Source organism: Mycobacterium sp. NGS63 (assembly GCF_059812295.1).
The window spans coordinates 106667-119222 of sequence record NZ_JCALCJ010000003.1 but is presented as its reverse complement, the minus strand read 5'-3'; the positions used below and the strand labels follow the sequence as shown (position 1 = coordinate 119222).

Genomic DNA, 12556 nt, shown 5'->3' with positions numbered 1-12556 from the left:
CGTGCCTTCCATCGACATCGACCGTGATGCCGCCCATCAGGCCGCCGAGATAGAGCTGAGCAAGCCGATCTACTCCAAGGGTTCCGCCTCCCAGCAATTCGCGGAGTGGGTCAACGAACAGCTCTACCGGCTGCTGGAGAAGACCGCCTCGATCCCCGGCGGCTGGCTGACCACCACCGTGCTGCTCGTCCTGCTGGCGGTCGCGGTGGTGGTCGCCGTCCATGCCGCTCGGCGCACGATGCGGACCAACCGCGGCGGCGATCATCTGTTGTTCGAGGCCGCCCAGCTCACCGCCGCCCAGCATCGTGAAACCGCCGAAAGGTATGCCGCGCAAGGTGATTGGGCGGCGGCGATTCGACACCGGCTGCGCGCGGTCGCCCGTCACCTCGAGGAGACCGGCGTCGTGGAGCCGGCGCCCGGCCGCACCGCCAACGAGCTGGCCTCCGACGCGGGCGCGGCGCTGCCCCACCTGCGCGACGAATTGTCCGGGGCGGCAACGGCATTCAACGACGTTACCTACGGCGAGCAGCCTGGAACCGAGGACGCCTACCGGATGATCGCCGCCCTCGACGACCACCTGCGCTCGCGGCCACCGGCGCTCTCGCCGGCGGCGGCCCGGCCCGCGGCCACCGAGTCATGGGCGCAGGTCCGGTGAGTGCCGTCGGGGCACGTCCGCCGGCCGCGACGCGGCGCTGGCGACTGTGGGGCTGGGTGATCCTCACGCTGGTCGTGCTGGCCGCGATCGCCGCCGTCGGTGCCTACCTGAGCGCGCCGCGGCCAGGTGCCCGGATGGACCCGAAATCGACCGAGCCCGGCGGCGCGCACGCGCTGGTGGCGCTGCTGCGCGACGGCGGCGTCGACGTGGTGGTCGCCGACACCATCGCCGACGTCGAAGGGGCGGCACGGCCCGACACGCAGATCCTCGTGGCGCAGACCCAGTTCCTCACCCCCGCGCTGCTCGACCGGCTGGCCCAGGTCCCCGGCGATCTTTTGTTGGCGGAGCCGACGGCGCGCGCCCGCGAGGCGCTGATGCCGGAGGTGCGCGTGTCGAAGACCACCGCGGCCTTCGACAGCAGCCCGGATTGCGCACTGCGAGAGGCCAATCGCGCGGGAACGGTGCGACTCGGGATCAGCAACACCTATCACGCTCCCGACGGCCGGGCCATGACCAGCTGCTACGACGGGGCGCTGATCCGGTACCGGGACCACGGGCGGACCGTCACGGCCGTCGGCACCGCCGACTTCATGACCAACTCGAACCTATTGCAGGCCGGCAACGCCGCGCTGGCGATGAACCTCGCCGGCGAACGGCCCCGGCTGGTCTGGTACGCACCCCACCAGATCGAGGGTGAAACACCGCCCGGCTCTTCGCTTTCCGACCTGATCCCCGAAAACGCCGAGTGGATCGTGTGGCAGCTGTGCCTGGTCGTGCTGCTGCTCGCCGTGTGGAAGGGCCGCCGGCCGGGCCCGCTGGTGGCCGAGGAGTTGCCCGTCGTGGTGCGCGCCTCGGAGACCGTCGAGGGCCGCGCCCGGCTGTACCGGTCGCGCCGGGCCCGCGACCGCGCCGCCGCGGCGTTGCGCACCGCGACCGTGCAGCGGATGCTGCCCCGGCTGGGCCTCGGCCCGGGCGCGCCGCCGGTGACGGTGGTGAACACGGTGGCCCAACGTAGCGGCGCCGACCCGGGATTCGTCTCCTACCACCTCTACGGACCGCCGCCGGCCACCGACGGTGACCTGTTACAACTGGCCCGTGCGCTCGACGACATCGAAAGGCAGGTCACCCACACGTGACGCAACCATCTGTGACCGAGACCCCGGGCGCTGAAGCGGCGCGAGAGGCGCTGCTGGCGCTGCGGGGCGAGCTCGCCAAGGCCGTCGTCGGGCAGGAGGGCGTCGTCAGCGGCCTGGTGATCGCGCTGCTGTGCCGCGGCCACGTGCTGCTGGAAGGCGTTCCGGGAGTGGCGAAGACGCTGCTGGTGCGGGCCCTGTCGGCGGCCCTGCAGTTGGAGTTCAAGCGCGTGCAGTTCACCCCCGACCTGATGCCGGGCGACGTCACCGGCTCGCTGGTGTACGACGCGCGCACCGCCGCATTCGTGTTCCGGCCGGGCCCGGTGTTCACCAACCTGCTGCTGGCCGACGAGATCAACCGCACACCGCCCAAGACGCAGGCCGCGCTGCTCGAGGCGATGGAGGAGCGTCAGGTCAGCGTGGAGGGCGAGGCGAAGCCGCTGCCCGACCCGTTCATCGTCGCGGCGACCCAGAACCCGATCGAGTACGAGGGCACCTACCAGCTGCCCGAGGCGCAACTGGACCGCTTTTTGCTCAAGCTGAATGTGGCGCTGCCGTCGCGCGACGCCGAGATCGCCATCCTGGGCCGGCACGCGCACGGCTTCGACCCCCGCGACCTGTCGGCGATCAAGCCGGTGGCCGGACCCGCCGAGCTCGCGGCCGGGCGCCAGGCGGTGCAGCAGGTGCTGATCGCCGACGAGGTGCTGGGCTACATCGTCGACATCGTCGGGGCCACCCGCTCCTCGCCCGCGCTGCAGCTGGGCGTGTCGCCGCGGGGGGCGACGGCGCTGCTGGGCACCGCCCGGTCCTGGGCGTGGCTGTCGGGACGTAACTACGTCACCCCCGACGACGTCAAGGCGATGGCCCGTCCGACGCTGCGCCACCGGGTGATGCTGCGCCCGGAGGCCGAGCTCGAAGGCGCCACACCCGACGGTGTGCTCGACGGCATCCTGGCGTCGGTTCCGGTGCCCCGCTAGTGATCCTGACCGGGCGCGCGGGGCTGCTGGGGCTCATCGGCGTCCTTCCGATAGCGGTATCGCCTTGGCCGGCAAGGGCTTTCCTGGTGCTGCTGGTGCTGCTGTCGACACTGGCGGTCGCCGATGCCGCGCTGGCGGCCAGCCCCCGCAGGTTGCGCTACACCCGGTCGCCGGACTCCTCGGCCCGCCTGGCCCAGCCGGTGGAGGTGGGCCTGTCGATTCACAATGACGGCGGCCGCCGGTTTCGCGGCCAGGTCCGCGACGCCTGGCCGCCCAGCGCGCGGGCCGAGCCGCGCAGCCACGGCGTCACCATCGCCGCCGGGCAGCACCAGCACGTCCAGACGCTGCTGCGGCCGGTGCGCCGCGGCGATCAACGCGCCGCCGTGGTCACCGCCCGATCGGTCGGGCCGCTGGGGCTTGCCGGACGGCAGGGTTCACAGCCGGTGCCGGGCCAGGTGCGGGTGCTGCCGCCGTTCCTGTCGCGCAAACACCTGCCGTCGCGGCTGGCCAAACTGCGGGAGATCGACGGCCTGCTGCCGACGCTGATCCGCGGGCAGGGAACCGAATTCGACTCGCTGCGTGAGTATGTCGTCGGCGACGACGTGCGCTCGATCGACTGGCGCGCATCGGCGCGCCGCGCCGACGTCGTGGTCCGCACCTGGCGACCCGAACGCGACCGGCGCGTGGTGATCGTGCTGGACACCGGCCGCACGGCGGCCGGCCGCGTGGGCGTCGACCCTACCGCCGCCGACCCGGCGGGCTGGCCCCGGCTGGACTGGGCGATGGACGCCGCGCTGCTGCTGGCCGCGCTCGCGTCGCGGGCCGGCGACCACGTCGACTTCCTCGCGCACGACCGGGTGAGCCGGACCGGAGTGTTCGGCGCGTCGCGCACCGAAATCCTCGCCCAGCTGGTCGAGGCGATGGCGCCGCTGCAGCCCGCCCTCGTCGAGTCCGATTGGCGCGCAATGGTTGCCGCGATCGCGCGACGGACGAGGCGGCGGTCGCTGGTGGTGCTGCTGACCGATCTCAACGCGACCGCCCTCGACGAGGGCCTGCTGCCGGTGCTGCCGCAGCTGTCGGCCAAGCACCACGTGATGATCGGCGCCGTCGGCGATCCGCGCGTCGACCACATGGCGGCCGGGCGCTCGGACGCGGCCGCCGTCTACGACGCGGCGGCCGCCGAACGATCCCGCAACGATCGGAGCGCGATGGCCGCGCGGCTGCGTCGCGGCGGGGTGGAAGTCGTCGACGCCCCGCCCACCGAGATCGCGCCCGCGCTCGCCGACCACTATCTGGCGATGAAAGCCAGCGGGCGGCTGTGACTTTCAGGCCCGGCGGCGTTCAGCCCGTCGGGATCACATCGGGCGCGTCGTCGATGTCGCCGGTCTCGCCGGTCCGTGCCGCGCGGCGACCGAAATACACGACGTAGGACAAGAACGCGGCCTCGGCGACGACCCCGATACCCACCCGCAGGAACGTCGGCAACGGGGACGGCGTCACCAATGCCTCGATCAATCCGGACACCAGCAACACGCCCGCCAGCCCCACCGCGACCGCCACCACGCCGCGGCCCTGCTCGGCGAGCACCTGCCCGCGGGGCCGATCTCCGGGCGAGATCACCGACCACCCCAACCGCATCCCCGTTGCCCCGGCGAGGAATACGGCCGTCAGCTCCAGCAGCCCGTGCGGGGCCAGCAGGCCCAGCAGGATGCCACCCTTGCCGGCCTGGAACATCAGCCCGGCGATCAGCCCGAGGTTGGCGGCGTTGCTGAACAGGATGATCGGGATCGGCAGGCCCAGCAGCACCGACATCGCGATGCACTGCGCGGAAACCCACGAGTTGTTGATCCAGATCTGCAGGGCGAACGCCGCGGCCGGGTGTTCGCTGTAGTACGACGCGACATCGTGGTTGACCAATTCCTCTATGTCGCTTGGGGTTCCGATGGCCGACTGCACCTCCGGATTGCCGGCCACCCACATCGCGATGATCACCACCACCGCCAGGAACGCCGCCGCCGTGCCCGCCCACCACCGCCAGGTGCGGTAGGCGACCACCGGAAACGACACCGTCCAGAACCGGACGAACGTCCGGCTCAGCGGGGCGTGCGCGCCGGTCACCACCGAGCGGGCCCGCGCCACCAGGCTCGAGAGCCGGCCGCTCAGCACCGAATCCGAGGACGCCGACCGCAGCATCGACAGGTGGGTGGAGACCCGCTGGTAGAGCTCGACGAGTTCGTCGACCTCGGCACCGGTCAACGACCGGCGCCGCTTCACCAGCCGGTCGAGCCGGTCCCACGTCCCGCGATGGGTCAGAACGAAAGCGTCGACGTCCACCCTGCGCAGCCTAACCGGCGGCGCCGCCGGACCCTGTACCGTTCGGTGTTATGTCGGAGGTGGTGACCGGCGACGCCGTGGTGCTCGACGTGCAGATCGCCCAGCTGCCGGTGCGGGCGGTGGGCGCGCTGATCGACATCACGGTGATCGTCATCGGCTACCTCGTCGGCTTGATGTTGTGGGCGGCCACCCTCACCCAGTTCGACAGCGCGCTGAGCGCCGCCGTCCTGCTGATCTTCACGGTGCTGGTGATCGTCGGGTATCCCCTGGTGCTGGAAACCGCGACGCGGGGCCGGTCGGTGGGCAAGATCGTGATGGGCCTGCGCGTCGTTTCCGAGGACGGCGGCCCGGAACGCTTCCGCCAGGCGCTGTTTCGCGCGCTGGCGTCGGTGGTGGAGATCTGGATGCTGGCCGGGAGCCCGGCCGTCATCTGCAGCATGTTGTCGCCCAAGGCCAAACGCATCGGCGACGTGTTCGCCGGCACCGTCGTGGTCAGCGAACGCGGGCCGCGGCTGAACCCACCGCCGGCGATGCCGCCGTCGCTCGCGTGGTGGGCGTCCTCGCTGCAGCTGTCCGGGCTGGACCCGAACCACGCCGAGGTCGCGCGCCAATTCCTTTCCCGCGCACCCCAACTCGATCGTCAATTGCGTCAGCAGATGGCCTACCGGATCGCGGGTGACGTCGTGGCCCGCATCGCCCCGCCGCCGCCTTCCGGCGCCCCGCCGGAGCTGGTGCTGGCCGCCGTGCTCGCCGAACGGCATCGCCGCGAGCTGGCGCGCATGCAGCCCGCCCCTTTGAACGTGCCGTGGCCACCCGCCCAGCGGCCGCCAGCCAGCCCGAAATCCCCCGTGCCACAACAGGAACCGCACTCCGGCGGCTTCGCCCCGCCGGGCTGATCGGGCGGTTAGGAAACGGCCGCCACCATCAGGACGACGTCGGCCACCAGCAGCGCCCACCCGATCACCGGAACGGCGATGCCGCCGCGGCGCTTGGCGGTGAAGAACGAGACGACGATCACGACGAGGGCCACCACGGGCGCCCCGTAGAACGCGACGCCGAAGTTGATTCCGCCGCGGCCCAGGTCGGGGCAGCCGCCACCGCTGCAGCCGTCGGTGCTCATCACGGCGCCCAGCGCGAAAAGCATCACGATCGCCGCGGCGGGCACCGTCGCCAGCGCCAACCCCCAGTTGACCCATGGCCACGCGTTGCGGCCGCGGGCGCCCTCGCCCCGGGCGGGCTCGGCCACGCCGGGGGCTCCGCTACCCACCGCAAGGTTGTTGTTCGCATTCATCCCACTGTTCCTACCCGCCGCCCGCGGGATACAAACCGCGCTGCAGCCGCGGCCTTGAATCGGTTTTGCGCAGGTCAGGCGTTTGCGGGTGCGGTTTCCGCGCCCTCAGCCAGAATATCTCGTTGCATCGCGTTAGGTTCCGATATATCGTGATGTTTCGTAATGGTTGAGCGCGCATCTTCGCGCGCCACCCTCCAAATACGTAAGGACAGAAAATGAGCAACCCATTCACTCCCCCCGACAGCCCGTTCGGCGGCCGGCCCGGCTTCGGGTTCGGCTTCGCCCCCGGCCCCGTAGTCGGGCCGCCGCCCGCCTTCGGGGGGCGGCGGGCACTGCACGAGGCCCGGCGCCAGGCGCGACGGGAATTCCGCGAACACCTCCGCGACCACGCCGGTGAGCACTTCGGTGTTGGCTTCGGCCCCGGTTTCGGGCCTGACTTCGGTCCCGGGTTCGGGCCGGGATTCGGCTTAGGCCCCGGCGGCCGGCGCGGCGGATGGCGCCGTGGCACCGGGCGCGGGCGCCGCGGCGACGTGCGCGCGGCCATCCTGGCGCTGCTGACCGAGCGGCCGATGCACGGCTACGAGATGATCCAGCAGATCGCCGAGCGCAGCAACGGGATCTGGCGGCCCAGCCCCGGGTCGGTGTACCCGACGCTGCAGCTGCTGGATGACGAAGGCCTCATCACCGCGAGCGAAACCGAAGGCAGCAAAAAGCTTTTCGAGCTGACCGACGAGGGCCGCGCCGCCGCGGAGAAGATCGAGACCCCACCATGGGACGAGATCGCCGAGGGCGCCGACCCCGGGCACGTCAGCCTGCGTGCGGCCGTGGGCCAGTTGTTCGGGGCGGTCGCGCAGTCCGCGCACACCGCCACCGCCGAGCAGCAGCAGCGCATCGTCGAGATCCTCAACAACGCCCGCCGCGAGGTCTACGGCATCCTCGGCGAGGACTGACCCTTTGACCGCGAGCGCCCGCAAATGCACAGCCGTACCGGCGTGTCGGCGTGCAGACACGGGCGCTCGCGGCTAGGAGGTATCCACCCAGTCGAGGGTGCGCTGCACCGCCTTGCGCCAGCCCGCGTAACCCGCGGCGCGCTGGTCGTCGTCCCAGTGGGGTGTCCAGCGCTTGTCCTCTTGCCAATTGGCGCGCAGCTCGGACGGGTCTTCCCAGAACCCGACCGCCAGACCCGCCGCGTAGGCGGCGCCCAGCGCGGTGGTCTCGGCGACCACCGGCCGGACCACGTCCACGCCCAGCACGTCGGCCTGAATCTGCATGCACAGGTCGTTGCCGGTGATGCCGCCGTCGACCTTCAAGATCTCGAGGCGCACACCGGAATCCGCTTGCATCGCGTCGACCACGTCGCGGCTCTGGTAACAGATCGCCTCCAGCGTGGCGCGCGCCAGGTGGGCGTTGGTGTTGAACCGCGACAGGCCCACGATCGCGCCGCGGGCATCCGATCGCCAGTACGGGGCGAACAGCCCGGAGAACGCGGGCACGAAGTACACCCCGCCGTTGTCGGGCACCTGACGGGCCAGGGCCTCGCTTTGCGCCGCGCCGCTGATGATGCCCAGCTGGTCGCGCAGCCACTGCACCGCCGAGCCCGTGACCGCGATCGAACCCTCAAGCGCGTACACGGGTTTGGCGTCGCCGAACTGATAGCAGACCGTGGTCAGCAGCCCGTTGTCCGACCGCACGATCGTCTCCCCGGTGTTGAGGAGCAGGAAATTGCCGGTGCCGTAGGTGTTTTTGGCCTCCCCCTCGGCCAGGCACACCTGACCGACCATCGCCGCGTGCTGGTCACCGAGAACGCCGGTGATCGGGACCTCGCCGCCGAGGGGCCCGGTGTCCAGCGTCACCCCGTAGGGCTGCAGCGGCGACGACGACGCGATCGCCGGCAGCATCGCGCGCGGGACGGAAAAGAATGACAGCAGCTCGTCGTCCCAGTCCAGCGTTTCCAGGTTCATCAGCATGGTGCGGCTGGCGTTGGTCACGTCGGTGACGTGCACGCCGCCCCGTGAGCCACCGGTCAGGTTCCACAGCACCCAGGTGTCGGCGGTGCCGAACAGGGCGTCGCCGCTTTCGGCGGCCGCGCGCACCCCGTCGACGTTCTCCAGGATCCACTGCAGCTTGCCGCCGGAGAAGTACGTCGCCGGCGGCAGGCCCGCCTTTCGGCGGATCACCTCGCCGCGGCCGTCCCGGTCCAGCGCCGACGCGATCCGGTCGGTGCGGGTGTCCTGCCACACGACCGCGTTGTAGTACGGCCGGCCCGTTCGCTTGTCCCACACCAGCGTGGTCTCGCGCTGATTCGTAATTCCCAAGCCGGCAAGGTCTTTCGACGACAGCTTGGTGCGGTTCAGCACGGAGGTCAGCACCGAGGAGGTGCGCTCCCAGATTTCGACCGGGTCGTGCTCGACCCAGCCGGCGCGCGGCAGGATCTGCTCGTGCTCGAGCTGATGGCGGGCCACTTCGGCGCCCTCGTGATCGAAAATCATGCAGCGGGTGCTGGTGGTGCCCTGATCGATGGCGGCCACGAATTCGGCGGGTTCGGCCAACTGCTCTCCTCCGGTGCGGGCTGTGACGTTAGCGTCCATGATGGCCCAGCCCTTGCGCTACCGCCGGTAAACCTGTTCCATCGGCGTTGTGGGCGAAGAAGTCAAGCGCACCACATACGACCGCGCGCAGCGGCAAGAATACCGGCGCAAGGTGCGGCTGTGTCTGGACGTCTTCGAGACGATGCTCACCCAGTCGCGCTTCGATTCCGGCCGGCCGCTCACCGGCATGGAGATCGAATGCAACCTCGTCGACTCCGACTACCTGCCCGCGATGTCGAATCGGTCCGTGCTCGAGGCCATCGCCGATCCGGCCTACCAGACCGAATTAGGCGCCTACAACATCGAATTCAACGTGCCGCCCCGCCCGCTGCCCGGCCACACCGGGCTGGACCTCGAGGCCGAGGTGCGGGCCAGCCTGAACGACGCCGAGACCAAGGCCAACACCGGCGGGGCCCACATCGTGATGATCGGCATTTTGCCGACGCTGATGCCCGAACACCTCGACGACGGCTGGATGAGCGAGTCGACGCGGTACACCGCGCTCAACGACTCGATCTTTTCCGCGCGCGGCGAGGACATCCCGATCAACATCACCGGCCCGGAACCGCTGAGCTGGCACGCCGCGACCATCGCGCCCGAATCCGCCTGCACCAGCATGCAATTGCACCTGCAGCTGGCGCCGGCGGAGTTCGCCGCCAACTGGAACGCCGCCCAGGTGTTCGCGGGCGCGCAGCTGGCCCTGGCCGCCAATTCCCCCTACTTCTTCGGCCATCAGCTGTGGTCGGAGACCCGCATCGAGCTGTTCGCGCAGTCCACCGACACCCGTCCCGAGGAACTCAAGTCCCAGGGCGTGCGGCCGCGGGTGTGGTTCGGCGAACGCTGGATCACGTCCGTGCTCGACCTGTTCGGAGAGAACATCCGCTACTTCCCGTCCCTGCTGCCCGAGGTGTCCGACGAAGACCCCGCCGCCGAGCTAGCCGCCGGCCGCACCCCGCAGCTGGCCGAACTGCGACTGCACAACGGGACCGTGTACCGGTGGAACCGGCCGGTGTACGACGTGGTCGACGACCGCCCGCACCTGCGGCTGGAGAACCGGGTGCTGCCGGCCGGGCCGACCGTCATCGACATGCTGGCGAACGCCGCCTTCTACTACGGCGTGCTGCGCAGCCTGTCCGAAGAGCAAGACCCCCTGTGGAACAAGATGGGTTTCGTTGTGGCAGAGGCGAATTTCCTCGAGGCGGCCCGCTACGGCATCGACGCGCGGCTGCACTGGCCCGGGGTGGGGGACGTGCCGGCCCGGCGACTGGTCCTGGACACGCTGCTGCCGATCGCCGACGAGGGCCTGCGCCGCTGGGGCGTCGACGCCGAGGTGCGCGACCGTTTCCTGGGCGTCATCGACGGCCGCGCCCGCGCCGGCCGCAACGGCGCCAGCTGGCAGGTGTCCACCGTGCGTACGCTGGAGGACGGCGGTATGAGCCGTCCCGCGGCGCTGGCCGAGATGCTGCGCCGGTACTGCGAACACATGCACAGCAATGAACCCGTGCACACCTGGGACTGATAAGGACGTAGAGGAGCCACGAAGCGAGATGCCACCCGAAATCATGGACTGGGACAGCGCCTACCGCGAGCAGGGCGAGTTCGAGGGCCCGCCACCGTGGAACATCGGTGAGCCGCAACCGGAATTGGCGGCGCTGATCGCGGCGGGCAAGTTCCGCAGCGACGTGCTGGACGCCGGGTGCGGGTTCGCCGAGCTGTCGCTGGCGCTGGCCGCGCAGGGCTACACCGTGGTCGGCATCGATCTCACGCCGACCGCGGTCGCGGCCGCCACCAAGGCGGCCGCCGAGCGGGGCCTGACCACTGCCGCTTTCGCGCAGGCTGATATCACCGACTTCACCGGCTACCCAACGGGATCCGAGGGCCGGTTCAACACCGTGGTCGACAGCACGTTGTTCCACTCGCTGCCGGTGGAGGGCCGCGACGGCTACCTGCGCTCGATCCACCGCGCGGCGGCGCCGGGGGCAAGCTATTTCGTGCTGGTGTTCGCCAAGGGCGCCTTCCCCGCGGAGTGGGACACCAAACCCAACGAGGTCGACGAGGACGAGCTGCGCGCCGCGGTGAGCAAGTACTGGGACATCGACGAGATCCGGCCGGCCCACATCCACGCGAACATTCCCCCGGTTGCGGACGCGCCGTTCGAATTCCCGCAGCACGGCCGCGACGAGAAGGGCCGAATGAAGTTGCCGGCCTACCTGCTCACCGCGCACAAGACCTAGCGGCGTGAGCTGCCCGGCGCCCCGGGGCCGCCCTACAGCAGGCCGCCGGTGCCGCCGGCGCCCGCCGAGCCCGCGAGCCCGCTGAAGCCGCCGGTGCCGGTGCCGCTCCCCGCGGTGCCGCCGGCGCCACCCGCTCCGCCGACGCCGATCAGCCGGGCGTTGCCGCCGTTGCCACCATTGCCGCCGTTGGCCCCGCCGAGTCCGCTGCCGCTGTTGGCGCCGTTGCCGCCGTCACCGCCGGCGCCGCCGGCGCCGTACAGCCATCCCCCGGCGCCGCCGGTTCCCCCGGCCCCGCCGGGGCCGCCGACGGTGCTGTTGCTGGTGGTGCTGGTGTTGGGGCCGCCGTCGCCGCCCAGTCCGCCGTGCCCGCCGGTGCCCAGCAGTCCGGCGATGCCGCCCGTGCCGCCCGTGCCGCCCGCGCCGCCGCTGCTGGCGCTGAAAGAGCCGGTGCCGCCGCCCTTTCCGCCGTTGCCGCCGTCGCCGGCCAGGCCGTTCCAGAACCCGGCGGCGCCGCCGGCCCCGCCGCTGCCGCCGGTGCCGCCGTTGCCGCCGTTGCCGCCGCTCTTGCCGCCCGCGCCCCCGTCGCCGCCACCACCGCCGCTGCCCCACATCCCGGCCGACCCACCGGCACCCCCGTTGCCGCCGTTGCCGCCGTTGACGTAGCTGCCGTTGGTCCCGGCGACGCCGGCCCCGCCGGCGCCGCCGTGTCCGCCGTTGCCGAACAGCCACCCGCCGTGCCCCCCGGCCCCGCCGGCCGCGCCGCCGCCGCCACTGCCCCCGCCGCCCCCGTTGCCCCACAGCCCGGCGGACCCACCGGCACCGCCGGCCACCCCCGCGCTGGTGCTGTTGCCGCCTGCCCCGCCGCTGCCGTACAGGAATCCGCCGGGGCCCCCGGGCTGCCCCACGCCGTTGACCGTCGACCCGTTGGCGCCGTCACCGATCAGCGGGCGTCCGAACAGCGCCTGGGTCGGTGCGTTGATGACGTTGAGCAGGTTCTGTTCGGCGTTCTGCAGCTCGGTGCCCACGTACTGCGCCGCGCCGCCGTTGACGAGCTGCACGAACTGCTGATGGAACGACGCGGCCTGCGCGCTCGCCGCCTGATAGGCCTGCCCGTGCCCGGACAGCAGGGCCGCAATCGCGGCCGACACCTCGTCCGCGCCCGCGCCGACGACCGCCGTCGTCCCGGCCGCCGCCGCCGCGTTCGCCGCGCTGATTGTCGAACCGAGACTTGCCAATTCGTTCGCCGCCGCCGCCACCGTCGCCGGCTCGACCAGTAGGTAAGACATCGCCGCCTTCCGCTCGTTGGGCCATCACGCAACGGCCGAAGCGTACCGGCGGCGGAGG

The 12556-nt window shown here is 71.5% G+C and carries 12 protein-coding genes; 8 read left to right on the top strand and 4 right to left on the bottom strand.

The features are described 5' to 3' along the window. Position 1 precedes the first annotated feature (1 nt). From AC5Y4Z_RS07425 to AC5Y4Z_RS07410, 4 genes are read left to right on the top strand one after another with little or no spacing between them, the layout of a single operon-like run. Positions 2–655, top strand: coding sequence for a DUF4129 domain-containing protein (locus tag AC5Y4Z_RS07425; RefSeq protein WP_499962181.1), 654 nt, complete (start codon positions 2–4; stop codon positions 653–655). Next, on the top strand, positions 637–1791 hold the full coding sequence (locus AC5Y4Z_RS07420) for a DUF4350 domain-containing protein (RefSeq protein WP_499962178.1): 1155 nt from the start codon (positions 637–639) through the stop codon (positions 1789–1791). Before AC5Y4Z_RS07425 ends, AC5Y4Z_RS07420 begins: the two co-directional genes overlap by 19 nt. Then, entirely contained in the window at positions 1788–2765 is a 978-nt protein-coding gene (locus AC5Y4Z_RS07415) for an AAA family ATPase (RefSeq protein WP_499962175.1), read from the top strand. Before AC5Y4Z_RS07420 ends, AC5Y4Z_RS07415 begins: the two co-directional genes overlap by 4 nt. Further along, a complete protein-coding gene (locus tag AC5Y4Z_RS07410; protein WP_499962171.1) occupies positions 2765–4087 on the top strand; it encodes a DUF58 domain-containing protein in 1323 nt (440 codons plus the stop codon). Before AC5Y4Z_RS07415 ends, AC5Y4Z_RS07410 begins: the two co-directional genes overlap by 1 nt. A 19-nt stretch (positions 4088–4106) precedes the next feature. On the opposite strand, the gene AC5Y4Z_RS07405 is transcribed toward AC5Y4Z_RS07410, so the two are convergent. After that, on the bottom strand, positions 4107–5099 hold the full coding sequence (locus AC5Y4Z_RS07405) for a stage II sporulation protein M (protein WP_499962169.1): 993 nt from the start codon (positions 5097–5099) through the stop codon (positions 4107–4109). An 89-nt stretch (positions 5100–5188) separates the two neighbouring features. Here AC5Y4Z_RS07405 and AC5Y4Z_RS07400 point away from each other — a divergent pair, with 89 nt between their 5' ends. Continuing rightward, positions 5189–5995 (top strand): RDD family protein, encoded by an 807-nt coding sequence (locus tag AC5Y4Z_RS07400; RefSeq protein ID WP_499962165.1) that lies wholly within the window; start codon positions 5189–5191, stop codon positions 5993–5995. An 8-nt stretch (positions 5996–6003) separates the two neighbouring features. Here AC5Y4Z_RS07400 and AC5Y4Z_RS07395 read toward each other — a convergent pair whose 3' ends face one another. Further along, positions 6004–6390 carry a hypothetical protein gene (locus tag AC5Y4Z_RS07395; RefSeq protein ID WP_499962163.1) on the bottom strand — a complete coding sequence of 129 codons (387 nt, stop codon included), beginning with the start codon at positions 6388–6390 and terminating at the stop codon, positions 6004–6006. A gap of 215 nt (positions 6391–6605) precedes the next feature. On the opposite strand from AC5Y4Z_RS07395, the gene AC5Y4Z_RS07390 reads away from it, so the two are divergent. Continuing rightward, on the top strand, positions 6606–7340 hold the full coding sequence (locus AC5Y4Z_RS07390; protein WP_499962161.1) for a PadR family transcriptional regulator: 735 nt from the start codon (positions 6606–6608) through the stop codon (positions 7338–7340). A 72-nt stretch (positions 7341–7412) separates the two neighbouring features. Here the strand turns inward: AC5Y4Z_RS07390 and glpK are convergent, their stop codons facing one another. Beyond that, entirely contained in the window at positions 7413–8978 is a 1566-nt protein-coding gene (glpK, locus tag AC5Y4Z_RS07385) for a glycerol kinase GlpK (protein WP_499962159.1), read from the bottom strand. Between the two features lie 49 nt (positions 8979–9027). Between glpK and AC5Y4Z_RS07380 the strand changes: the two genes are divergently transcribed. Continuing rightward, positions 9028–10497, top strand: a complete 1470-nt coding sequence (locus AC5Y4Z_RS07380) for a glutamate-cysteine ligase family protein (protein ID WP_499962156.1) — start codon at positions 9028–9030, stop codon at positions 10495–10497. A 28-nt stretch (positions 10498–10525) separates the two neighbouring features. Further along, positions 10526–11212, top strand: a complete 687-nt coding sequence (locus AC5Y4Z_RS07375; RefSeq protein WP_499962154.1) for a class I SAM-dependent methyltransferase — start codon at positions 10526–10528, stop codon at positions 11210–11212. Between the two features lie 32 nt (positions 11213–11244). On the opposite strand, the gene AC5Y4Z_RS07370 is transcribed toward AC5Y4Z_RS07375, so the two are convergent. Beyond that, on the bottom strand, positions 11245–12498 hold the full coding sequence (locus AC5Y4Z_RS07370) for a PE family protein (protein WP_499962152.1): 1254 nt from the start codon (positions 12496–12498) through the stop codon (positions 11245–11247). Positions 12499–12556: the final 58 nt, after the last annotated feature.